Source organism: Erwinia sp. MYb375, assembly GCF_037479175.1.
GTDB classification, from domain to species: domain Bacteria; phylum Pseudomonadota; class Gammaproteobacteria; order Enterobacterales; family Enterobacteriaceae; genus Erwinia; species Erwinia rhapontici.
On sequence record NZ_JBBGZS010000014.1, the window covers coordinates 292,147 to 313,352 of the forward strand.

Here is a 21,206-nt window from a genome sequence, read left to right on the forward strand (position 1 = left end):
AAATAAAGAGTGTGACCACTGGTGTAATTAACCAGGGCGAAGCTATGGTTATTAATCTAATTAACTGATGTTTAATAATTTATTATTAAATAAGTCATATTGATCACGTTTTTATCATTCTGCGGAAAGTATAGTGAATTAACTTGCTGAATAATGAACAGGGCGACGATGTATGTTAACCGACTGGATTAATGACAGTAACCTGAAACTGTTAACGCATACTGATAACTGGCGTAAAGCCGTTGAGATTGCATTGCAACCGATGATCGATAATGGTGCAGTACAACCCCAATACCTTAATGCTATTTATGATATGCATGAACAGATTGGTCCCTATTATGTTCTGGGTGAAGGTATTGCGATGCCCCATGCCCGGCCAGAAGAAGGGGTGAATCATACGGCACTCTCCTTATTAATTATTTCTGAGGGTGTGAATTTTGGCAGTGAAGATAATGATCCGGTGTATGTAATATTTGCACTGGCCGCTATCGATAGCCACTCGCATATTGAAATGATCGCCAGCCTGTCGCAGCTTTTTTGCCAGGACGGCGTGGTCGAACAGTTTAGGCAGGCACGGGATAAGTCAGCGGTACTGAACATTCTGCAGCAGTTCTGAGCCGCCGTCAGGGCTGGGATGCCCGTCATCATACCCGCAGTCAGAGGTCGCGGACTTACAGACACTTAATTAAGGTATGCCTGATGAAAAAATTATCTATTCTGGCCGTATGCGGTGCCGGGCTGGGCAGTAGTTTTGCCTGTGAAATGAGTATTGAAGCGGCACTGAAAGATCTGGGCGTGGATGCCGACTTATCTCACTGTGATATTTCCAGCGCGACCTCATCGCGTGCAGATATTATCATGACTGGTGAAAATTTCCGTTCGCAGTTCCAGCATTACACCATCAATTCCACCATTATTTATCTTAAACGTCTGGTGGATAAAAACGAAATAAAACTAAAACTAGAGCCGATCCTTAAAGAGAAAGGCTACCTTATTTGATTTGTGTTTTTTAAAATCCGATTAAATCCAAAATGGTTTACGTCGCCTTCGGCATCTTAAATCATAAATAATATCTACCCAAAATAATTCGAGCCAACACATCTGTAGCTTGAAGTATGAAGGGTATATGTGAAAGTAAACAGGGGAGTTCTATGTCTTTCCTTACCTTTATTGTCCATGATGTTCTGGGGCAGGCGTCTATCCTGATCTCATTAATTTCCATGATTGGCCTGATTGCTTTGAGAAAAAGCCCGGGCCAGGTGATCACCGGAACATTAAAAACGTTACTGGGTTTCTTAGTGCTGCTGTCCGGCGCCAGTATTATTGTTGCCACGTTAACCTTCCTCGGCGATATCTTCCAGAAAGGGTTTAATATGCGCGGTGTGGTGACCGATGTGGGTTCCATCGCCGGTATCGCCCAGCAAACCCTCGGGCGTGAAACAGCCCTGATTATGGTGGTCGCCTTTGTGGTGAATATCCTGATCGCCCGTCTGACGCGCTACAAATATATCTTCCTCACCGGGCAGGCATCGCTGTGGATGGCGACCGTCTGCTCGGTGATTGGTTATATGGGTGGACTGCGTGGTGTGGAGCTGATCCTGCTTGGCGGGGGCATTGCCGGGGTGATGGCGGTATTGATGCCCGCGATTGCCCAGCCGATTGTGCGTAAGATCACCGGCGGTGATGATATTGCCCTCGGCCACTTCTGTACTATCGGCTATATGGTGCAGGCGGGTGTGGCAAAAGTGACCGGCGATGTCAGCAAAAGCACTGAAGATGTCGAGCTGCCGCAGGCGCTGTCCTTCCTGCAAGACACCTATCTGTCGATGATGGTGGTGATGATCCCGATCTACCTGATCCCGGCGATCGCGGCAGGTCCGGAAGTGGTGGCCGCCTCCTCTAATGGTGTGAACTATCTGGTCTATGCCTTCCTGCAATCTATCCAGTTTGTCGTCGGTGTGTACGTGCTGCTGGCGGGTGTGCGCCTGCTGCTGGCTGAAATTGTTCCGGCGTTTCGCGGTATTGCGCTGCGCATCGTGCCGGATGCGGTTCCGGCACTCGACTGCCCGGTGCTGTTCCCCTATGCGCCTAACGCGGTGATCATCGGCTTTATTTCGACCACCATTGGTGCAGTGATCGGCATGTTCCTGTTCCCGTGGGTGGGGCTGGCGATGATCCTGCCGGGCATGCTGACCAACTTCTTTGCCGGGGGTACCGCCGGGATCTTTGCTAACGCCGTGGGTGGACGGCGCGGTGCGGTGATTGGTGGCGTATTCCACGGACTGTTTATCACGCTGCTGCCCGCGCTGTTACTGCCGCTGCTCGGCCAGTATGGCTTCCAGAACGTGACCTTTAGCGACTCGGATGTGATCGGTGTCGGGCTGGTGTTCGGCCATATCCTTAACTTCTTCCACTAATTAATCAGGAGGTTTTATGGACGCGATTGAGAAGATCTTACAGCAGGAACTGCCGGCGAAAGCCTGTGCTGACGCGCTGAATGAGCTGGGTAAACAGTTTATGGCGCAGCAGGACACCGACAGTGCCATCCAGTGCTGGGAGCAGAGCATGGCCCGCTACGGGAAACCGGGTTTTGCCCAGGCCCAGCTGATGAAGGCCTGGAATGCGAAGCGCCGCGCCTGTTCACTGGCGGGTGACGGCAAGGGCGTGGAGCTTTACTCAGAGAAAATAGACGGGTTGATGCAGCAGAGTAAGGATGCGATCCGCTACGGTTTTTGAACACGGATTCTGTTGGGCCATCAGGGGCGGGGCATGCCCGGCCCCTACGGTTATGGTGCGGTTTTGCCGCGCGGGGCATGGTGGTCCCGATTTTCGTAGGGGTCAGGCATGCCTGACCCGTATTTCAACTGACCCGTATTTCACCTGACGCAAATTTGACGATCAGAAATCCATCTTGACGGTGAACTGCACTTCACGCGGATCGCCAATCTGGTTGGACAGATTGTTGGTGGCGATCGACGAGGTGTAGTACGTTTTGTCGAACAGGTTCTTCACGTTAACCTGCAAGGTCACCGGGTTCTGCGTTTTGATTTTATAAGACGCAAACGCATCCGCCACCGCGTAGCCCTGTAACGAGTAGTCCTCGCCATTGTCACCGGAACGACGGCTGACCGCATGACCGCCGCCACCAACGGTCAGCGTATTGCCGCCCATCACGTTGTGGAAGTCATAAGTCAGGAACAGTGAACCGGTGTGACGCGGCACGTTAGGCAACATCTTGCCCTGATAATCCGGGTCTTCCATCACTTTGGCATCGGTATAGCCGTAGCTGGCAATCACATTGACGTTCTGCGTCAGCGCACCCGCCACATCCACTTCTACCCCACGCGAACGCACTTTTCCGGCGGTTTTCGCCACGCTCTCGCCGTTCACCGTGTCGGTGTACAGCACGTGGCTCTTATCAATATTGAACATCGTCACGTTGGCGGTCACACCGCTGAACAGGTCAAACTTGGCACCCACTTCATAGGCGGTCGCGGTTTCCGGCGGCAGCTCACCGATGTAGCTGGCAATCGAATACTGCGGCATAAACGAACGCGAAACGTTACCGAAGAACGAGATATTCGGCGTGGCTTTATACACCAGACCAAATTTCGGCACCCACGCGCTGTCGCGGCTGTCGGTGTTGACGTTGAACGGGCGGCCTTTACCGGCATATTCGGTAAAGGTGGTGTAGCGCATGGCGCTGACCGCAATCCACTTATCGGTCAGGTAGAGCGAGTCCTGCACGTAACCGGAGTAACTGACCTGCTGGATGCGCTGATCGCTGTCGGCGGCCGATACCGTGGTGCATTTCCCGGTAGTGCCGTAGGACGGGGTGTAAATATTGAAATCTTTCACGTTCTTACAGCGGATCATATCGGTGCGCAGCAGATCGTAGTTCTCATACGACAGCCCGGTCAGGATCTCGTTATAGAAACCCCCGATCACGACATCACCCTGCAAATCGAAGCGCGCGGAGTGCTGGCGCTGGGTCGATCCCTGGGTGGCATCGACACGACGCGTCAGGTTGCCGGTGGCGGAATCATAGGCCATCACGCGCGCCTGGTTATCGCTGTATTTGTCCTGGCTGAAGCTGTAATCGAACTTCGCCGTCCACTGATTATTGATGCGGTACTCGGTATTCAACTGGGCCAGATCCGACTCACCGTCGGTGATGTTATAGGCTTCATCGAAACGGGTTTCGCGATTCACATCCACCGCATGGCCGGTATCCAAATCGAAAATGGTGCCACGGTCGAACGGGGTGCTGTAGTTACGGTGTGAGTAAGCAACGGTCACCGTGGCATCATCGCCAAACCAGGTCAGAGACGGGGCAATAAAGCTGCTGCGCTCTTTGCCGAAATTACGCCAGTAATCTTCATGCTGATAAGAACCGATCAGGCGGTAAGCAAGGTTGGTGCCTTCAATCGGGCCGGTAACATCCACGCTGCCGGTGCCGCCGCCAAAGCTGGTGGAGGTGGCCTGAATCGAGCCACCGAAGGTTTTCTCCGGGCGTTTAGTTATCACATTGATCAGGCCGCCGGGATCGAGAATACCGTACAGCGTTGAGGCCGGGCCTTTCAGCACTTCAACGCGATCGGTCGCGGCGTTAAAGCTGCGCGGCAGCACGGTTTTCAGGCCGTTGGTCATCACCGAACCATCGCGGTTGCTGCCAAAGCCACGGCGCACGAACGCATCCTGCGTGCCACCGAGCGTGTTGGTCTGAACCACGTTGCTGACGTTGTTCAGCACTTCGTCCAGCGTGGTGGCGTGCTGATCCTCAATCACCCGGTCGCTGACGGTGTTCACCACCTGCGGAATATACAGCAGCGGCGTATTGGTCAGCGTGGCGCTGGAAGAATTCAGCGGCTGATAGCCGGAGGTCATTGGCTGGTCGGCATCGGCTACGTTGGCTTCGACCGTCAGCGTGCCACTATCATTGCTGCTGTCGGCATCGCTTTTGTTCGCGTTGCTGGCTGGCGTGCCTGCTGCCATCGCCACCGGCGTTGTCAGTACCCCGATAAAGAGCATTGAAAACAGTACGCGCCCTTTTTTCCCCAGAAAAGAAGGTGATAATTCAGTCATTTATTGTCATTTCCGCAAGCTTTCTCATTCACTGTTGAATGAGAAGAGGTGTGTTGTTTTCATTGCCCGATGGGTTGCGTCACGCGCAGTTCTATCCGTTAAACCTCGTTTTCGTGGCTCGGATATGTAATTGAGAATCATTCAACCATGCCGTTATGTAGTAGTAAACGCAAAAATCATCAAAAAAACAGACAAGCCTGTTACCGCAAAATGATCACCTTCGCATTGCGGGTATTATTTTTTAATATTTTGATAAGTAGAGTAAATTATTTTATACCCAGCGTCTTTTTATGGCTTTTATAACCGGGTTTAGCTCTGTCGGTAAGCGCTCTTTTAATTCTTGACTACTACAGACATTCTACGCATGATCGGAAAACGAATGAGAGTTATTTTTATTTAAGACGTACACGCGCGCTGGCCTGGCTGCCACGCCGTTGCGGTGCAGGAGCGCCAGATGTCACAGCGGGTGGAAAAGACAGCAGGTGCACACCAGGCGCCCGCAGAACAGGGTATTGTCCTCGACCAGCTCTCTGCCGGTTATGGCAAAAAAATCATTGTTGACGGTATCAGCCTGACCATTGAACACGGAAAAATGACCGTGCTGGTGGGCGCGAACGGCTCCGGTAAATCCACGCTGCTGACGACGATTGCCCGTATGCTGGCCCCCCTCGACGGCTGCGTTCGCCTTGACGGTAAAATCATCCACGATCAGCCCACCAAAGCGGTGGCGCGCCAGCTGGGTATGCTGCCGCAATCGCCGCTGTTGCCGGACGGATTAACCGTGTTTGAACTGGTGTCACGCGGGCGCTATCCCTGGCAGAACTTTATGCGTCAGTGGTCTGGCGAAGATGAAGAGGCGGTGCACGATGCCCTGCGGATGACTGGCACGCTGGAGTTTGCCCATTTACCCGTCGACAGCCTGTCCGGCGGCCAGCGTCAGCGCTGCTGGATTGCGATGGCGCTGGCACAACAAACCGCCACTATCCTGCTGGACGAACCGACCACGTTCCTCGACCTGCGCTATCAGGTCGATATTCTTGAACTGCTGCATGATCTGACGCGGCTGCATGGCCGTACCGTTGTCGTCGTGCTGCACGACCTGAACTTTGCCGTGAACTATGCCGATACCGTGGTATTCCTGCGACAGGGGCGCCTGGAGGGGGTGATCCGCGAAGGAGAGCACTGTACACCTGCGTTGATCAAAGCGGTGTTTGATGTTGACGTTCAGATGTCGGTAAACCCGCTGACCGGCAAACCCTTCTTTATGCCGTTCCGTGCGCCCGGTGACCGCACCGGATGAGTGATTTTGCTGCGGTGGTACGCCGTCGTCGCGCCCGTTCGGGCGTGGCACTGATCATCCTGCTGCTGACCCTGCTCGGCTGCGCGCTGATCCACCTCGGGCTGGGGGCGCGTTATATCGGCCCCGGTACGGTATTGCAGGCGCTGCTGGAATTTAACCCACGTAACTTTGACCACAGGGTGATCGTTGATCTGCGGTTACTGCGACTGGTTGCTGCACTGCTGACCGGTGCGGTGCTGGGCGTGGCCGGAGTGCTGCTCCAGGCGGTGATCCGCAACCCGCTGGGCGAACCCCATATCCTCGGGCTGAATGCCGGGGCGGCACTGGCAGTCGTCATTACGTCGGCGCTGGGCAGCCAGTGGGGCGGACTGCTGTTGGGTCGCCCGCTGATTGCTGCCGGAGGCGCTGCCGCGTTGTTTGCGCTGGTGATGCTGCTGGCATCCGCCGGGCGCAGCGGTCTGACGCCACTGAAGGTGACCCTCTGTGGCGTGGCGGTCTCCTCTTTTGCCTCGTCAGTCACGGCGGCTATCCTGATCCTCGATGAACAAACGCTGATGGAAATACGCACCTGGCTGGCGGGCGATCTCGCCGGGCTAAGCTGGGCGGTGACGCGCGCCGCTGCGCTGCCGGGGGCGGTGGGGATGGTTCTGGCACTGTGGATTGCCCCGCGTCTGAATGTGCTGGCACTGGGCGATGTGATTGCCAGCGGGCTGGGGGTGAATATTGGCCGTACCCGGCTGCTGGGGCTGCTCGCTACCGCGCTGCTGTGCGGTGCGGCGGTGTCGGTGGCAGGCCCGATCGGGTTTATTGGTCTGGTGGTGCCGCATATCGTGCGGCGGCTGATCACCGATGATATTCGCCTGGCAATCCCGCTGTCGGCCTTGTGCGGCGCACTGTTGCTGCTGCTGGCGGATATTGCCGCCCGCACGCTGATTGCCCCTCAGGAGCTGGCAACGGGCGTGATGACGGCGCTGGTCGGTGCGCCGGTGTTTATCTTTATCGCGTCGAGATTTTTTAAATGAAAATGTCGCTTCAACGGGTGGGCTATCGGCGCTGGCAGTGGGGTGCCTTTAGCCTGCTGCTGCGCCCGCGTGCACTGGCCTGCGCTGCGTTACTGGCGGTGCTGGTGCTGGCGCTGGTGATTTTTGGCGTTACCCAGGGGTCGCTGCCCGTCCCGGCATCAGCCATTGGCCGGGCGCTGTTCTACCCGCAACCGCTGCCGTCACAGCAGGACTACATTGTCTGGGATATTCGTCTGCCGCGCCTGCTGATGGCCGCCCTGAGTGGGGCGATGCTGGGGATGGCGGGCGCTGCGATGCAATCCATTACCCGTAACGGGCTGGCCGATCCGGGGCTGATCGGGGTGAAAGAAGGCACCAGCGCGGTGGTGTTGGCGCTGATCCTGTTGTTCCCGTCGCTCGGTCTGCTGTGGCGGCCGCTGGCGGGGATGGCGGGCGGGCTGCTGGTGGCATTGCTGGTGGCGGCACTGGCGCGGGATTTCACGCGTCCCCGTTTTATTCTGATCGGCATCGGCGTTTCCTGGGCATTCTCGGCCGGGATCGGGGTGTTTATGACCACCGCAGACGTGCGCGATGTGCAGACGGCGCTGGTGTGGATGGCGGGCAGCCTGCATGCCGCGACCTGGTCGCTGGTCGCCGTTGCCGCCTGCTGGGCGCTGCCGGGCGCGCTGATCCTGTTTCTTACTGCCCGTGCCTCTGATGTGGCGCTGCTCGGTAATCAGGCGGCCAGTGGGCTGGGCGTGCGGCTACAGCATCTGGCGTTGATCCGCTTTGCCGCGCCAGTCCTGCTGACGGCGGCCAGCGTCTCGTGCGTGGGTAGCCTGGGGTTTGTCGGGCTGATCGCCCCGCATATGGCGCGTTTTCTGCTGCGCGGCGGGCAAGTTGCGCTGCTCAGCGGCAGCGCGCTGATTGGGGCGTTGCTGGTGCTGGTCACGGACACCATCGGGCGGCTGGCCTTTGCCCCGCTGCAAATTCCGGCGGGCATTGTGATTGCCCTGGTGGGCGGGCCGTTTTTCCTGCTGTTGCTCTGGCGCCGTCGTGATGCGCTGTAATCCGGACGAGGCATGCCTCGCCCCTACGAAAGGAACTGCTATGCGTTTTCTCTTTTCTCTGCTGCTGCTAATCGGGGCTACCGCTGCTGCTGCGGTGCCCACGCAGTCGTTTACCGACGATCTGGGTCGCACGGTGGTAGTGCCGCTGCACCCTATTCGTATCGTCTCGCTACACGATCTGGATATCACCATTCCCCTGATTGAACTGGGTGTACCGCCTGTTGCCAGCCACGGACGCACGCGCCCGGACGGCAGCCATTTTCTGCGTTCGAGCGGTCTGCTCACCGGGGTGGATTTCGATAACTCGTCCATTCAGTTTATCGGCACTGCCGATATGGATATTGAAGCAATTGCTGCGGCCAAACCGGACCTGATCATCACTGAGCCAGCCCGCAATGTGGCGGTTGAACAGCTGGAGAAAATTGCCCCGACGGTCAGTATTGACCACCTCAAAGGGGGCGCTCCGCGTATCTACAGCAAGCTGGCGCAACTGACGGGCAGCCAGGCACAGCTCGCGATTCTGGAACGCCGCTACCAGGAACAGATCAAACAGCTTAAGCACGTGGTGGATACGCAGCACATTACCGTCTCGGTGTTGCAGGCCAACAATGGCAAGCTGACCGTGCATCACAGCTACCATTCACTTGGACGGGTGCTGCGCGATGCCGGTTTTCGTTTTCCTCCGTTGGTGGACGCGATCCCAGAGGGAGGAAGAGTCGATGTCAGCGCAGAAAGGCTCCCCGAATTGGATGCCGATTATATTTTTGATACCTGGCGGGCAGATACCGGAGGTCAACCTGCCGATGAGATCGCCGATATGAATCGGGTCATGCCGGGATTCTGTGATTTCTTACGCGCCTGTCGCGAAGGGCATTATATTTTATTGTCACGCGACGAAGTGATCTCGAACTCTTATGCCTCGCTGGGGCTGCTGGTGGCGCAGGTTCAGTCACATCTTTCCGGGCGAACCTTGCCTGAAAAAGCGGGGCAGCCATGAGTTTGTCTACCGGGCGCAGGCGTGTGGATCTGTACGGCGAGCGTTTTCGCGCACGTGCGCATCAACTCTCCCCACGGTTATATGCGGTGGCCAGCTATATCAACGAGCATCGTCATGTGGTGCTGGAGAATACGGCGATGGAGATCGCCGCAGCAACGCAGAGTTCAGATGCGACGGTAATCCGCGCCATGCAGGCGCTGGGTTTCGCCGGGTTACGTGATTTAAAGCTGACTATCGAGCGTTTCCTGGGGCCAGGGATCAACTCAGCGGAGAAGATGAATACCACGGTCAGCGCGCTGTCCTGCGATATTAATGCCAGCATTGATTTTGTGGTGGAAGGGCATCAGCGTGCTTGTGAAGCGCTAAGTGAACCGCAGAATCGTCGGGCGATGGCACAAGCCGTCGCTCTGCTGGCTGAGGCGCGACAGGTGGCGATTTTTGGGATTGGGGCTTCCGGTATTCTGGCTGACTACACGGCGCGATTATTAACGCGTATCGGTACGCCTGCGTATGCGCTGAATCGCACCGGAATTTTGCTGGCGGAACAGTTGTTAGATCTCCAACGCGGCGATGTACTGATCATGATGGGGCAGAAATCGGCGCATCGCGAAGGGCTCACCACGCTGGCCGAAGCGCGACGGCTGGGGATCCCTGCCATCTTACTGACCAATGCGCCGGACTCCCGTTTTAGCCGGGAAGCGCATACGGTGATCACCGTGCCGCGCGGTGGGGAAAACGGCAAAGTCCCTCTGCACGGTTCCGTCCTGCTATGCCTGGAGATGCTGGTCATGTCGCTGGCGTCTACTGCCCCGCAGAAAACCATGAAGTCGATGAAGCGCATTCAGGATCTGCATCGGTCGATTGGTAAATCGGGGGGGAAGAAGGGCTAAAATACCGGGCTGTAGGTTCAGGAGATCGGTGCGCGTTATGGGCAGAACGTCGGGACGCCGTAAACCCCTCCCAGGGGGCTCCAGCTGCCGCATCCATGCGGCAGAGGCCCGACTAACCTGTCCCATAACGCTCACCTGTACCAACATTGGCGTCGCGGTTGACATTCTTAACAGCAACACCGGAACGTCAATGCCACCGGGGGTATCCGGGTTAGCGGACCGTTGAGCGCAGGGATGCGCGAACACGAGCCCCCAGGGAGGGGTTCACGGCGAGTCCGCGTTCCGGATATCCCCGGTAAGGCTGTCATCAGCCTTACCGCAACACGTTACAGATCCGCACCGTTGCTGGCGATCACCTGCTTATACCAGTCGAAGCTTTTCTTCTTCGAACGCGCCATGGTGCCGGTACCGTCATCGTTTTTATCCACATGGATAAAGCCATAACGTTTGTTGTACTGGCCGGTGGTGAATGACACGCAGTCGAGGCAGCCCCATGGGGTGTAACCCATCAGATCAACGCCATCTTCCAGTACCGCAATTTTCATCTGCTCGATATGTGCCTGCAAATAAGCAATACGGTAGTCATCGTTGATCTGACCATCGGCTTCAACGGTATCGTAGGCACCAAAGCCGTTCTCAACGATAAACATCGGCTTCTGATAGCGTTCCCAGAAGGCGTTCAGCGTGTAGCGCAGGCCGACCGGGTCAATCTGCCAGCCCCAGTCGGAGGCTTTTACATGCGGGTTCGGACGGCTGCCCGGGAAACCTTCAATATGACGACCGTCGTCGCTGTCTTTCGCAGAGAACTGCACCGCATTACTCATGTAGTAGCTGAAGCCCAGATAATCAGCGCAGCCATCACGCAGCGCCTGCTCATCGCCCGGCTGCATCTCAATCTGGTAACCCTTACGCTCCCACTCTTTCAGAATGTACGATGGGTAGTAACCGCGCAGGTGCACATCACCGAACAGATAGCGCTCACGCATCGATTCCTGCGCGAACATCACATCATCCGGGTGGCATGACCACGGGTAGAGCGGCACAATCGCCAGCATACAGCCGATCTGCAAGTTCGGGTTGATCTCGTGACCCAGTTTTACCACCTGCGCACTGGCAACAAACTGGTGATGCAGAACCTGATACATCGCCTGCTCTGGTTTTTCGTGGTCGTTAAAAATCACCCCGGAGTTACAGTAACCGAACAGCGGATAACGCCAGTTACGCTGGTTATTGATCTCATTAAAGGTCATCCAGTATTTCACTTTATGCTGATAGCGCTTCAGTACCACTTCGCTATAACGCACAAAGAAATCCACCACTTTACGGTTCAGCCAGCCGCCGTACTCTTTCACCAGATGCTCAGGCATCTCGAAGTGGGAGAGGGTGATCACCGGTTCAATATTGTATTTCAGCAGTTCGTCAAACAGGTCGTCGTAGAACTGTAAGCCCGCTTCGTTTGGCTCCAGCTCGTCGCCTTTCGGGAAAATGCGCGTCCAGGCAATCGAGGTACGGAAGCATTTAAAGCCCATCTCGGCAAACAGCGCGATATCTTCTTTGTAGCGATGGTAGAAATCCACCGCCAGGTGATTCGGGTAGTGATGCGCCGGGTCAATGCCATCGGTGATCACGCGGTCCACACCGTGCGCGCCGCCGGATAAGACATCCACAATACTTGGACCTTTACCGCCCTGGTCCCAACCGCCTTCAACCTGGTGTGCCGCAACCGCGCCGCCCCATAAAAAATCTTTTGGTAATTGCTGCTCTGACATAATCCATCCTTTCTGGTGAGATTAACAACGTCTTAATAATGTGGGCGAGGTGTGCCTCGCCCCTACAAACCCCCAACGATTGATGCCGGGATTTAATACTCGATATCTTTATTTAACTTCGCCCCGTTGGTCTGGATCACGCGCTGATACCAGCTGAAGCTTTTCTTGCGGTAGCGTGCCAGATCCTTCAGATCGTGCTCATCACGGTTGACGTAGATAAAGCCGTAACGCTTGCTGATCCCCTGATGTGTACTGACCAGATCGATAGCCGACCACGGGCAGTAACCGAAGAGGTCGACGCCATCGCTGATCGCTAACTGGAGTTGCTCAAGATGGTCACTGAGATAAGCAATACGGTAGTCGTCATACACTTTATTCCCGGCGGCCAGCTCGTCAAAGGCACCGAGACCATTCTCAGTGACAATCAGCGGCAGGTGGTAACGATCGTAGATCTCGCGGGCAGTGATGCGGAAGCCAACCGGGTCAACATACCAGTTAAACTGATTTTTCTTCAGGTGCGGGTTATTGGTGCCGACGTAAACGCTTTTATCGATACCGGCCATCTGCTGGTCAACTTTCTGGCTACCTTCCCCCTCGTCGCTCAGCTCGGCGGCAACGGTCGCGGAGGCATAATAGTTAAAGGCGATAAAATCAGGTTTCGCCTGCTTCAGCAACGCCATCTCGGCATCGGTAATCGTTGGCAGCCAGCCTTTCTCCTGCATAAAGCGCCAGGCAATGGTGTTGTATCGGCCATAGCAGGCGAGGTCGAGGTACAGCCAGTTGCGAATGGAGGTGAAGTTATTCGCCGCCAGCACGTCTTCGGGTTTGGAACTGGCCGGATAGACGCAGGAGATATTCGGCGCCGGGCCGATTTTTGCCGCAGGCAACATCTCGTGGCAGGCGATCATCGCCCGCGCCTGTGCCAGCATCATATGGTGATTCTGTTGATACAGGGTTTTATGCGGATCCGGTGTGCCGGCGGGCAGCGTACCAATGACATCCCCTTTGAGGATCATCATGTTCTGCTCGTTGATCGTCAGCCAGTATTTCACTCGATCGCCGTACAACTCAAAGCAGGTGCGGGCAAAGTGCTCAAACGCCGCGATGGTGGCGGGATCGGACCAGCCGCCTTTCTCCTGTAACGCCCAGGGCAGATCGAAATGGTACAGCGTGACCAGCGGCTCAATCCCTTTGTCGGTGAGTGCGGTGATCAGCTTCTGATAGAACTCAACGCCTTTGGCATTGATCTCACCGGTTCCCTGCGGGAACAGGCGGCTCCAGGAAATAGAAAGACGGTAGGTTTTCAGGCCCAGTTCAGCGAACAGTGCCACATCCTCGGCAAAGCGGTGGTAGTGATCGCTGGTCACGGTGAAGTCTGTCAGGCGCGGATCGAAATGGGCTTTATCAATGACCGAAGGTCCTTTACCGTCCTGGTTCGACGCCCCCTCTACCTGATAGGCCGAGGTGGAAGCTCCCCATAAAAAACCGTCAGGGAAGGGCGATAGCTTGCGGTATTGCATCCTGTTCTCCTTGCGTTTTTGGCGGGTCAGGCATGCCTGACCCCTACGAAATATGTGCAGGGGCGAGGCATGCCTGACCCTACGAAATACGTGCAGGGCGAGGCATGCCTGACTCCTGCGAAATACGTGCAGGGCGAGGCATGCCTTATCCCCGCGAAATACGTGTAGGGGCGAGGCATGCCTCGCCCGAAACTACCTGGCCTGTTTCAACGCCTGCACTTCACGATGCAGGATGATGATCTCTTCCGCTAGCTCGCGGCAGAGCATGGCGTTCATCAGGTGATCCTGCGCATGGACCAGAATCAGGTTTACCGGCACCTTGCCGACGCCTTCGTCAGCGCCAATCAGTGCCGTCTGAATCTTATGCGCGGCTCTGGCAGCGGCTGTCGCGGCGGTCAGCTGTGCGTCCGCTTCCTGCCAGTCATAAGTCCGTGCTGCACGTAGCGCCTGCATTGAGCAGGAGCGGGCTTCGCCGGCGTGAATGATGAGTTCCATTACGGTGGTTTCCATATCCATGATCAGTTCTCCACGGCTTTCAGTTCAGTATCCGACGGGGTTGGCTTCTCCTGCTTCAACAGCTCGCGCTCATACATTTTGAAGAAGGGATAGTAAATCAGCGTTGAGACCACAATCAGCACGCCCACCAGAATCACGGCACGGAAGTCCCAGCCCGTAGACCAGGCGGCACCAATCGGGCCGGGTGTGGTCCAGGGGGCCAGCGAAACCACGTGATTCACCAGGTCAGTACGCGTGGCCACCCAGGCAATAATGGCATTGACCAGGGGAGCGGTAATAAACGGGATAAACAGCAGCGGGTTCATCACCACCGGGGAACCGAAGATAATCGGCTCATTGATATTGAACATACTCGGCACCAGGCCCAGCTTACCGATGGATCGCAGGTGTGCTGAACGGCTCCGCAGATAGAGGAACACCAGGCCCATGGTGGAACCAGAACCGCCTACCACGATAAAGAACTGCCAGAATGGCTCAATAAAGATCTGTGTGATCGGCTGGCCCGCGTTCAGTTCCTGCTGGTTAATGCCGAGGTTGGTCAGCCAGAAGGCCTGCAAAATCCCACCGACGATCACCGCACCGTGGATACCGGCAAACCACAACAGATGGCACAGCAGCACGGCAATCAGTACCGCTGGCAGTGAGTCAGACGCGGAGATGATGGGCTTGAAGATCGCCATAATCGCCTGCGGCAGTAGCATACCGAACTGATCCTGCACCAGCAGACTGAGGGGGAACAGTGTCAGGAAGATGGCAAGGATCGGGATCAGCAGATCGAACGACTGGCGAATTTTCGGCGGAACCTGCTCCGGCAGCTTAAAACCGATATGGTGTTTTTGCAGGAAGTGCATCAGCTCAGTGGAGTAGAGGCTGACGATAATCGCCGTAAAGATCCCTTCTCCTCCCAGCGATCCCACCGGAAGTGCGCCATTGCTCTGCGGCGCGGCGACCAGCAGAAACGACATCAGCGACAGACAGGCGGCCATAAAACCGTTCATCTTGTAGCTGATGGCAAGGTTATAGGAGATGGCGGCGGCGATATAGACCGCCATAATGCCCATCGTCATGTTGTACGGCATCATGATTTGCGCGGAGTGACGCTCCACCATACCCAGCCACCACTGCGCAAAAGCCCACTGGCTGTCGGCACCGAACGGTGGATGAGCGAACAACAGCATAAACGAACCCACAATCAGGAACGGCATCGAGGAGATAAAGCCATCTTTGATCGCCACCACGTGGCGCTGGCTGGAGAGCCTTGCCGCGATCGGGCTGATGCGATTCTCGATCACGCCGAACAGGGACTCGCTGAAGCGACTCATTTGGCAGTCCCGCCGTTCTGGATCATCAAGAGGGCGTCTGCGAGGATTTTTTCGCCGTTCATCATGCCGTAATCCATGGTGTTGATCACCGCGATCGGCTTATTGAGTTCATCGGCCAGCGGCTTGAAATCCACCAGCTTGTATTTGATTTGCGGGCCGAGCAGGCAGCAGTCGTAATCGGCGATCTGCTCAACAAACTCGTCCAGCCCTACCGCATTAATCTCCACGGCAATATTTTTTTCTTTAGCGGCTTTTTCCATACGCTGCACCACCATGCTGGTGGACATACCTGCGGCACAACAGAGTAAGATTTTATTCATGGTTGTTCTCCGGTCTAGGTTTCTTTAATAAATAGCTGAAACCGACCTGTTTCTGCAACCGGTTTCATATTCAATAATTTGTTCTGTGAGCGGGATCGCATCGGTCAGAGACAACGCAGGTGAAACAGCAAAATTGTGCGGGTAATGGATATATCACCAATAACGTTACAGGCAGGTTTAAACGGATTTTTTCCGTAGTAAAAGGCGAGAGTCAGATGAGGTGAGAAGGTTGCCTAAAGACACTAAAGCTAATAATTTCATTGTGTTATCATATGGGCTGTGGGTGCACGATAAAACAGGTTATTATTACAAGCAGAACTTAGCTTTCAGGAAGCCATGATGATTACCATGCTGGATGTCGCAAAAAAAGCCGGTGTTTCAAAAGCCACGGTTTCACGGGTGCTGGCAGGAAATAGTTACGTCAGTAAAACCACGCAGGATCGGGTATTTAAAGCGATTGAAGAAACGGGCTATCGGCCTAATTTGCTGGCACGTAATCTGGCGACCAATAAATCACAAAATATCGGGCTGGTGGTCACCAATACCTTATATAACGGCCCCTATTTTAGTGAGCTGTTATTCCAGGCGGCAACATTAACCGAGCAACATGGCCGCCAGCTGTTACTGGCCGACGGTAAGCATGATGCTCGCCAGGAGCGCCAGGCGATTGAGTTCCTGCTGGATTTGCGCTGTGATGCGATCATCATCTATCCCCGTTTTCTCAATACCGCCGAACTGGATGAGATTATTGAGCAAACCCGCAAGCCGATTATTGTGGTGAACCGTCAGCTGGAAAAACATCCGCAGCACTGCGTCTTTGCCGCCCATGAACAGAACACCCTGGACGCCGTCAATTATCTGGTTTCTCAGGGGCATCGCGATATTGCCTTTATTTCCGGCTCCGACGGTTCACCTACGGGCATCAGCCGCCTGAACGGTTACCGTGAAGCGCTTCAGTCGCACCATATCGCATATAACCCGCAGCGGGTGGCACAGGGAAGCTGGTCGTTACAGAGCGGCTATGAAGCCGGTCTGGAACTGCTGGCGCGTGGCGCTGAGTTTACCGCGTTGGTTGCGAGTAACGATGATATGGCTATCGGTGCCGCCCGGGCGCTGTATGCTGCCGGAAAACGCATTCCGCAGGACGTGTCTCTGCTGAGTTTCGATGATATTCCGATGGCATCATTTTTTGTTCCACCGCTCACCACGGTTCATGTACCCGTTGGAGAGATGATTCGGCACACGCTGGAAAAGCTGGTACTGATGCTCGATGGGCAGCCCGGTGAGCCGTTACCGGCATTTAACGGCCAGCTTATCGTGCGTGAATCAGTGGTGGCGGGGCCTTATCTGGGGCGAACCTGACGTTTCCGTTGTTGCAGCGTTATTGGCCCGAAAAAAATCAGTAATTTTACTGATTTTTTTTGGCGCCCATTTGCGCTATTATTCAGAGCGATTTTATCTAAGCCAATATTGTTAAGAGAACATTGTGACGTAACGATAATTTAATTATCGTTTTTATAAGTATTATCTTATCGCTAAATACTACACTGGACTTTGTTGAGAATATTCCTACCTTACTGGCTCTACAGGAGTTATGCCATGAACCCCCCCAGAATAATAGACCCAGTGCGTTCTACGCACGTTGGCGGATTGTCTCAACCGGATCATTCCGATGGTGAAATAAATTTAATTGAACTGCTGAGTATTCTGGTAAGAAGAAAATTCACCATTATGTTCTTTTGCGTTATTGCCGTGTCCGGTGGGGGGGCGGTGAGCTACCTGTTGCCGCAGCGTTGGACCAGTTCAGCGGAGCTGATCATACCGCAAGCGACGCAGCTGCAAGGCATGGATAAGATGCTCGCCGCGCTGGAGGTGCTGGATATTCAGTCGGATATCTCGCCGGGTTCCTTGTTATCCGAATTTATGCGTAATTTTGATGCCTATAATCTGCGTGAAAAATATCTGATCAGTACGGATTATTTTAAACAACTCTCTAAAAATAAAGCGAATACGCCGGAAATACGCCATCGCTTAATCAATTCCATTCTGCAAGGGAATATTTCATCGCGCAGCTCTTTGCAGGATAAAGCCGCGAATCAGAAAGAATATCTTTACTACGATGTGACCTTTAGTGCTGAAAATCCGGTTGTCGCGCGTGACCTGCTGCAGGGCTATATTAACTATGTGACAACCGTGGTTGAAAATGATGTATATCATCGTCTTCGCTATCAGGTTGAAATGCGTAAAAGCCAGGCCATTGGGAAATATAATTTCGACAGAGCGCGCGCGGAAACGGCCTATCGCATCAATCTCGAACGCCTGCAATATGCCCTTGAGATTGCGAAGGCCGCGGGGTTGCAGAAACCGTCATGGAGCAATGGTTCTTCGAATCAGGATGACCCGGATTTTCCGGTGACGCTGGGGGCAGATGGCCTTGATCGTAAACTGAAAATCGTCGAGTCTCTTAAAAACCCGATCATGCTGAATGCCGATTTGCAGAATCGTCATCTGTATATTGAAAAAATCAATGAGCTGAAAATCAACAGGCTGCATTTCCAGCCATTTAAATATATGCGCGCTCCCATGGTGCCGCTTCAACGTGATGCACCAAAACGCTCGCTGATTGTCCTGTTATCAGCAGTGGCGGGCTTGATTGCGGGCTGTGGCTATGTGCTGTTAAATGCAGCGATTAAGCAGCATCGTCTGACAACGGACAGGTGATCATAGTGGTTGAATGGTGCGATCAAACCGGGCAGAGGCGAAGCGCGTTCTGCCCGGTTTTTTTAATGGCTTCTTAACGCGACGGAACCACCGCCCGGTTACGCAACGCCAGCGATAACACGTAATAAATCACGCATGACACCAGCAGCGAGTTTATTGTTGGCACACCCCACTCGGTCATCAGGCCAATCACACTGCCGATAAGCGTCGCGATAATCGCTGTCCAGCCAATGGTTGGTGTTTCGCTGTCCCCAGGCAGTTTTCCTTCTGCACGGCTTTTATCCAGCGCGGCACGGTGTGTGCGCAGCAGCAGATAGTCAACCAGCATAATGCCGAGGATCGGAGGGAACACCACGCCCAGCACGGTGAGGAAGTCAACGAAGCGGTCAAGGATACCCAGCACCGAGAGCAGGGTGCCCAGCACGCCAATCACCAGCGTGGTATTCCGGTACTGTAACTTCTTACCGGAAATGCCTTCGACGGCATTAATCACCCCGAGGGAAGAGGAGTAGAGGTTTAAATCGTTCACACGCAGTGTGGACAGGATAACCACCAGTAACCCGACGCCGCCTGCTACCTGCGACATAATCGTCACGACATCAGCCGTTTGCAGCGTGCGGGCAATCATAATGGCCAGCCCGTTCACGATAAACTCTCCGGCGATAATCGTCAGCAGGGTAACGCCCGCCACATGCCTGGATGAGCGTGAATAACGGGTCAGATCCGGCGTCATCAGGCTGGCAACAATCGCCCCGCCAACGACCATGGTGATGGCCGCGCTGATGGTCAGCGGGCTACCGGTGGGCGGCAGGTCAATAATTTGCTGAAGAGTGTGGCCGGACAACGTCTGGAAGGAGATAAACGCCACCAGACAAATAAACAGCGGTACGGCGATACGGGCGGTTACACGCAGCGCTTTAAACCCAAAGGTCACCAGCACGGTCAGCAGCAGACCGGAAAGACTGGCCGCCAGCGGGAACCCCAGGGCGCCACCGAGGGCAAAATTCAACGACTTGGCGAAGATGGCATTTTGAATGCCAAACCAGCCGAGCAGGCTCACGGCGACGACCAGGCCAATCAACACTGAACCGATGCGACCAAAACCGCACCAGCGCGCCAGTAAGCTCCCGGATATGCCTTCTTTCATCCCGGCATAGCCCAGCCCGAAGGTCACAATGCCAAAGATCACGCTGCCGGCCAAAATGGCCAGGAAAGCGGAGGCCAGACTCATCGAATCCCCCAGTACCGCCCCCAGCATAAATTGGTCGAGTGCGGTAAGCATACCCATATGGACCACGGCAACGCTTAAAAATGAGACACGCTTGTTTTCAGGTACGCGACTTAACGGGTAGTCTTCAATACGAATCACGGAGTTTCCTTAGCAAAAATTAAATAAACTGTATGCCCTTTTCAATCAGACGGTCCGGTATAAAATTGTCCAACCCTGCGTGACGGCAATACTCTTCGAACTGGCTCAGGGTATGCACCCCTGCTTTTTGATAGATGTTATAAATGCGGTTCTCTACGGTGCGATGGCTGAGATTATAAATCCGCGCAATTTCTTTCGTAGATAAGCGTTGCAGCATCAAAAAAAGCGTATCCAGTTCGGAACGGGTAAACACATCGTTATCGACTTCGGTTGTCAGCACCCCGGGTTTTTGCTGAGTAATATATTTCAGCGGCGACATGGTGTTGAGCAGTTTAGCGTTCCATGCAATACCGATAAAATCCCCGTTTTCTCCATACAGTGGGATTTTTTCACACACATAGGGCGTTAAGGTTTTCTGCCCATACCAGTAGTGAGTTTCGATCACGGCAACCCGTCCGTTACACGCCTGAGTGCGACGATCGTGCTCAATAAGCTCATCTTCACACTCGGCCCAGGCGGCAGGAAAATCACTGTCGAGTCGGCCTTCAATCGCAAAGTTTTTCGGCGTGTTAGTGTATAAGTACGCCGCTTTATTCATATACAGGTGCTGTGAGTCAGGAGCCTTGATCCCCCAAGGTTCGGATAAATGTTCCATCATAGCAATCAGAGCACTGAGGCTTGATCGTGGTTTATCTTCCGGTGATTCCATTTTTCCCCCTGAGGTGTAATTCAGATCTTCTTAGCCAGATAGTGGCGCGTATGCAAATGTGCATAATCGCCGAGCTCGCCATAAGCGGAGTAGCCTAACTTCTCGTAAAACCCGACGGCCTGGAAATTGAACGTATCAACATAGGCCATATGACAGCCGCGCTGTTTTGCTTCCTGTTCTGCTGCCAGCATCAGGTCACGCCCCACACCTTTACCCCGGCAGGCATCGCTGACCCATAAATACTGCACTTCCAGACCTCCCCACCAGGTTCTTGCGACCAGGCCTGCAAAAATTTGCTGGTTTTCATCGCGTAACGTCAGAAAAAGGGGGTGGATATCAACGGGGGTTGTTTTTGCATTGTGCTGCCACAGGCTGTTGATAACAAACGTTTCATCAGCGTCTGCGGGCGTATCAGTTACAGTGATTTTCATTAGCCTCATGCTCTCATAATTCGAATAACAATTAATAAGATAACTTGTATATTAAGCACGCGTAATTATCATTTATGCCCAGGTATATCAAGAGTGTTTTTCCCCCTTTCCCGGAATGATAAAAATGCCTAAAGTATGAGTCATGGGCGGCGATATGAATCAGACGATACTAATATCCTGCTGTCC

General features: G+C 54.4%; 20 protein-coding genes. 11 read left to right on the plus strand and 9 right to left on the minus strand.

The features are described 5' to 3' along the window. The first annotated feature begins 172 nt into the window (after positions 1-172). The 4 genes from WH279_RS07875 (at position 173) to WH279_RS07890 (ending at position 2,736) form a co-directional block, all read left to right on the plus strand. Entirely contained in the window at positions 173-616 is a 444-nt protein-coding gene (locus WH279_RS07875) for a PTS sugar transporter subunit IIA (protein WP_339455645.1), read from the plus strand. Positions 617-699: 83 nt separating this feature from the next. Beyond that, positions 700-999 (plus strand): PTS sugar transporter subunit IIB, encoded by a 300-nt coding sequence (locus tag WH279_RS07880; protein WP_133843702.1) that lies wholly within the window; start codon positions 700-702, stop codon positions 997-999. A gap of 152 nt (positions 1,000-1,151) precedes the next feature. Next, complete coding sequence (locus WH279_RS07885) at positions 1,152-2,417, plus strand: PTS sugar transporter subunit IIC (RefSeq protein ID WP_339455648.1); 1,266 nt, start codon at positions 1,152-1,154, stop codon at positions 2,415-2,417. A 16-nt stretch (positions 2,418-2,433) separates the two neighbouring features. Beyond that, positions 2,434-2,736, plus strand: coding sequence for a hypothetical protein (locus tag WH279_RS07890; RefSeq protein WP_339455650.1), 303 nt, complete (start codon positions 2,434-2,436; stop codon positions 2,734-2,736). Positions 2,737-2,898: 162 nt separating this feature from the next. Here WH279_RS07890 and WH279_RS07895 read toward each other — a convergent pair whose 3' ends face one another. Beyond that, a complete protein-coding gene (locus tag WH279_RS07895; RefSeq protein WP_339455651.1) occupies positions 2,899-5,085 on the minus strand; it encodes a TonB-dependent siderophore receptor in 2,187 nt (728 codons plus the stop codon). A 454-nt stretch (positions 5,086-5,539) separates the two neighbouring features. Here WH279_RS07895 and WH279_RS07900 point away from each other — a divergent pair, with 454 nt between their 5' ends. From WH279_RS07900 to WH279_RS07920, 5 genes are read left to right on the plus strand one after another with little or no spacing between them, the layout of a single operon-like run. After that, on the plus strand, positions 5,540-6,385 hold the full coding sequence (locus WH279_RS07900; RefSeq protein WP_339455653.1) for an ABC transporter ATP-binding protein: 846 nt from the start codon (positions 5,540-5,542) through the stop codon (positions 6,383-6,385). Further along, a complete protein-coding gene (locus WH279_RS07905; protein ID WP_339455655.1) occupies positions 6,382-7,407 on the plus strand; it encodes a FecCD family ABC transporter permease in 1,026 nt (341 codons plus the stop codon). The genes WH279_RS07900 and WH279_RS07905 overlap by 4 nt, the downstream gene beginning before the upstream one ends. After that, a complete protein-coding gene (locus WH279_RS07910) occupies positions 7,404-8,456 on the plus strand; it encodes a FecCD family ABC transporter permease (protein ID WP_339455657.1) in 1,053 nt (350 codons plus the stop codon). The genes WH279_RS07905 and WH279_RS07910 overlap by 4 nt, the downstream gene beginning before the upstream one ends. Before the next feature lie 40 nt (positions 8,457-8,496). After that, entirely contained in the window at positions 8,497-9,453 is a 957-nt protein-coding gene (locus tag WH279_RS07915; protein ID WP_339455659.1) for an ABC transporter substrate-binding protein, read from the plus strand. Continuing rightward, positions 9,450-10,343, plus strand: a complete 894-nt coding sequence (locus tag WH279_RS07920) for a MurR/RpiR family transcriptional regulator (protein ID WP_133843687.1) — start codon at positions 9,450-9,452, stop codon at positions 10,341-10,343. Before WH279_RS07915 ends, WH279_RS07920 begins: the two co-directional genes overlap by 4 nt. 326 nt (positions 10,344-10,669) lie before the next feature. Here the strand turns inward: WH279_RS07920 and WH279_RS07925 are convergent, their stop codons facing one another. The 5 genes from WH279_RS07925 to WH279_RS07945 form a co-directional block, all read right to left on the minus strand. Next, positions 10,670-12,112: a 6-phospho-beta-glucosidase gene (locus WH279_RS07925; RefSeq protein WP_133843686.1), complete on the minus strand. Its 1,443-nt coding sequence runs from the start codon at positions 12,110-12,112 to the stop codon at positions 10,670-10,672. Between the two features lie 92 nt (positions 12,113-12,204). Then, the gene (locus WH279_RS07930; RefSeq protein ID WP_339455663.1) at positions 12,205-13,632 is read right to left on the minus strand and encodes a glycoside hydrolase family 1 protein; all 1,428 of its coding nucleotides are present in this window, start codon (positions 13,630-13,632) and stop codon (positions 12,205-12,207) included. Between the two features lie 192 nt (positions 13,633-13,824). Continuing rightward, positions 13,825-14,148, minus strand: coding sequence for a PTS lactose/cellobiose transporter subunit IIA (locus WH279_RS07935; protein ID WP_200641137.1), 324 nt, complete (start codon positions 14,146-14,148; stop codon positions 13,825-13,827). Positions 14,149-14,150: 2 nt separating this feature from the next. Beyond that, entirely contained in the window at positions 14,151-15,470 is a 1,320-nt protein-coding gene (locus WH279_RS07940; protein WP_200641139.1) for a PTS sugar transporter subunit IIC, read from the minus strand. Beyond that, positions 15,467-15,790 carry a PTS sugar transporter subunit IIB gene (locus WH279_RS07945; RefSeq protein WP_339455667.1) on the minus strand — a complete coding sequence of 108 codons (324 nt, stop codon included), beginning with the start codon at positions 15,788-15,790 and terminating at the stop codon, positions 15,467-15,469. Before WH279_RS07945 ends, WH279_RS07940 begins: the two co-directional genes overlap by 4 nt. 336 nt (positions 15,791-16,126) lie before the next feature. Between WH279_RS07945 and WH279_RS07950 the strand changes: the two genes are divergently transcribed. Together WH279_RS07950 and wzz(fepE) are read left to right on the plus strand one after the other, a co-directional pair. Beyond that, entirely contained in the window at positions 16,127-17,152 is a 1,026-nt protein-coding gene (locus WH279_RS07950) for a LacI family DNA-binding transcriptional regulator (protein ID WP_339455668.1), read from the plus strand. A 237-nt stretch (positions 17,153-17,389) separates the two neighbouring features. Continuing rightward, a complete protein-coding gene (gene wzz(fepE), locus WH279_RS07955) occupies positions 17,390-18,511 on the plus strand; it encodes an LPS O-antigen length regulator Wzz(fepE) (protein ID WP_339455669.1) in 1,122 nt (373 codons plus the stop codon). 73 nt (positions 18,512-18,584) lie between these two features. Here the strand turns inward: wzz(fepE) and WH279_RS07960 are convergent, their stop codons facing one another. Genes WH279_RS07960 through WH279_RS07970 form a run of 3 tightly spaced genes read right to left on the minus strand, consistent with a single transcriptional unit; the run spans position 18,585 to position 21,020 of the window. After that, positions 18,585-19,880, minus strand: coding sequence for a cytosine permease (locus tag WH279_RS07960; protein ID WP_339455671.1), 1,296 nt, complete (start codon positions 19,878-19,880; stop codon positions 18,585-18,587). 19 nt (positions 19,881-19,899) lie between these two features. Further along, positions 19,900-20,589: a helix-turn-helix transcriptional regulator gene (locus tag WH279_RS07965; protein ID WP_339455673.1), complete on the minus strand. Its 690-nt coding sequence runs from the start codon at positions 20,587-20,589 to the stop codon at positions 19,900-19,902. Between the two features lie 20 nt (positions 20,590-20,609). Beyond that, the gene (locus WH279_RS07970; RefSeq protein WP_339455675.1) at positions 20,610-21,020 is read right to left on the minus strand and encodes a GNAT family N-acetyltransferase; all 411 of its coding nucleotides are present in this window, start codon (positions 21,018-21,020) and stop codon (positions 20,610-20,612) included. Positions 21,021-21,206: the final 186 nt, after the last annotated feature.

Bases quoted from the DNA above. Each gene is read 5' to 3' on its own strand.
- WH279_RS07965 (WP_339455673.1), bottom strand. From the start codon at position 20,589: ATGGAATCACCGGAAGATAAACCACGATCAAGCCTCAGTGCTCTGATT.
- WH279_RS07895 (WP_339455651.1), bottom strand. From the start codon at position 5,085: ATGACTGAATTATCACCTTCTTTTCTGGGGAAAAAAGGGCGCGTACTG.
- WH279_RS07970 (WP_339455675.1), bottom strand. From the start codon at position 21,020: ATGAAAATCACTGTAACTGATACGCCCGCAGACGCTGATGAAACGTTT.
- WH279_RS07925 (WP_133843686.1), bottom strand. From the start codon at position 12,112: ATGTCAGAGCAGCAATTACCAAAAGATTTTTTATGGGGCGGCGCGGTT.
- WH279_RS07880 (WP_133843702.1), top strand. From the start codon at position 700: ATGAAAAAATTATCTATTCTGGCCGTATGCGGTGCCGGGCTGGGCAGT.
- WH279_RS07935 (WP_200641137.1), bottom strand. From the start codon at position 14,148: ATGGATATGGAAACCACCGTAATGGAACTCATCATTCACGCCGGCGAA.
- WH279_RS07900 (WP_339455653.1), top strand. From the start codon at position 5,540: ATGTCACAGCGGGTGGAAAAGACAGCAGGTGCACACCAGGCGCCCGCA.
- WH279_RS07950 (WP_339455668.1), top strand. From the start codon at position 16,127: ATGATGATTACCATGCTGGATGTCGCAAAAAAAGCCGGTGTTTCAAAA.
- WH279_RS07915 (WP_339455659.1), top strand. From the start codon at position 8,497: ATGCGTTTTCTCTTTTCTCTGCTGCTGCTAATCGGGGCTACCGCTGCT.
- WH279_RS07905 (WP_339455655.1), top strand. From the start codon at position 6,382: ATGAGTGATTTTGCTGCGGTGGTACGCCGTCGTCGCGCCCGTTCGGGC.
- WH279_RS07930 (WP_339455663.1), bottom strand. From the start codon at position 13,632: ATGCAATACCGCAAGCTATCGCCCTTCCCTGACGGTTTTTTATGGGGA.
- WH279_RS07885 (WP_339455648.1), top strand. From the start codon at position 1,152: ATGTCTTTCCTTACCTTTATTGTCCATGATGTTCTGGGGCAGGCGTCT.
- WH279_RS07910 (WP_339455657.1), top strand. From the start codon at position 7,404: ATGAAAATGTCGCTTCAACGGGTGGGCTATCGGCGCTGGCAGTGGGGT.
- WH279_RS07890 (WP_339455650.1), top strand. From the start codon at position 2,434: ATGGACGCGATTGAGAAGATCTTACAGCAGGAACTGCCGGCGAAAGCC.
- WH279_RS07945 (WP_339455667.1), bottom strand. From the start codon at position 15,790: ATGAATAAAATCTTACTCTGTTGTGCCGCAGGTATGTCCACCAGCATG.
- WH279_RS07940 (WP_200641139.1), bottom strand. From the start codon at position 15,470: ATGAGTCGCTTCAGCGAGTCCCTGTTCGGCGTGATCGAGAATCGCATC.
- WH279_RS07920 (WP_133843687.1), top strand. From the start codon at position 9,450: ATGAGTTTGTCTACCGGGCGCAGGCGTGTGGATCTGTACGGCGAGCGT.
- WH279_RS07875 (WP_339455645.1), top strand. From the start codon at position 173: ATGTTAACCGACTGGATTAATGACAGTAACCTGAAACTGTTAACGCAT.